1 protein-coding gene is annotated in these 1,133 nt (G+C 63.3%); it reads right to left on the bottom strand.

What is annotated here, in order from left to right; translation table 11 throughout:
- Positions 1-132: 132 nt before the first annotated feature.
- Positions 133-1,104, bottom strand: coding sequence for a zinc-binding dehydrogenase (locus AWB68_RS45255; protein WP_087650492.1), 972 nt, complete (start codon positions 1,102-1,104; stop codon positions 133-135).
- Positions 1,105-1,133: the final 29 nt, after the last annotated feature.

Raw genomic sequence — 1,133 nt, 5'->3', positions numbered from 1 at the left:
CGATGCAGCACCTCGAAGGTCGTGACGTCGACTGGCTCGTTCAGGTTGACCCCTTGCACCTGCGCGCCAACCGAACCGGTGAGCGGCGTGATCTGGATAGCCATGAATGTCTCCTTTGCGTATGCTTGAAATTTAGTCTGTGGTAAGAACAATCTTGCCGATGTGCTGGTCGAGGATCATGTATGCATGCGCTTCGCCAATCGCGTCCATCGGGAAGGTGCGGTCAATCGGCAGGCGGATGCGCCCGGCACCGAGATGCGGTAAAAGGTCGCGGGCGCACGCCTGGATGCACTCGAGCCGCTCCTCCTCAGTACGGGTGCGGAAGGTCACGCCGATCAGCTTCAGGCGCTTGAGCCAGAGCTGGCCCAGGTCAATCTGCGCGGTCGCCGAACCCAGGCGCGCGATATTGACCAGCCGCCCCTTGATCGCGAGACTTTGCATGTTCGCCTCGAAGACCGGGCCGCCCACGGTGTCAATGATGAGATCGACGCCACGCTTGTCGGTCGCGGCCATCACGACATCGACCTGTGATTGGCGCGATGAATCGATACTCACGTCAACGCCGAACTGCGCCAGCCGGTCGAGCTTCGCTGCCGAGCGCGACTGCGCGATCACGGGTTTCGCCCCCAACAGCGATGCGATCTGGATCGCCGCCATGGCAACACCACCCGACGCGCCATTGATCAGCACCGACTCGCCGGCGCACAACTGGCCATTGGTCACCACGGCATCGTGGGCGGTGATGAACACATTGGGGAAGGCGGCCGCATCGACCCACGACAGCCCCGGCGGCACCGCCATCAGCGCGCGCGGGTCGGCCAGCACATAGTCAGCCTGGCAGCCTCGACCGTGCCCCATGACCCGGTCGCCTTCGCGCCAGCCGCTCACGCCTTCGCCGAGCGCGGCCACCTCGCCGGCAAATTCGACGCCGGTGGTGATCGTGTTGCCCGAGCGCAGATCGCGAGCCTGATTTATCTCGCCGCGATTGAGGCCGGCGGAACGCACTCTGACCAGCACCTGGCCCGGACCGGCTACCGGCTTGGGAATATCCTGGATCTCCACTTTGCCGCCCGACGGAGTCGGTATTACGCGCACTGCTTTCACTATCGTCATCTCCTTTGAATAATCAATCC

This window comes from Caballeronia choica (assembly GCF_001544535.1).
GTDB lineage: Bacteria > Pseudomonadota > Gammaproteobacteria > Burkholderiales > Burkholderiaceae > Caballeronia > Caballeronia choica.
This window is presented reverse-complemented; position numbering and strand designations above follow the sequence as displayed.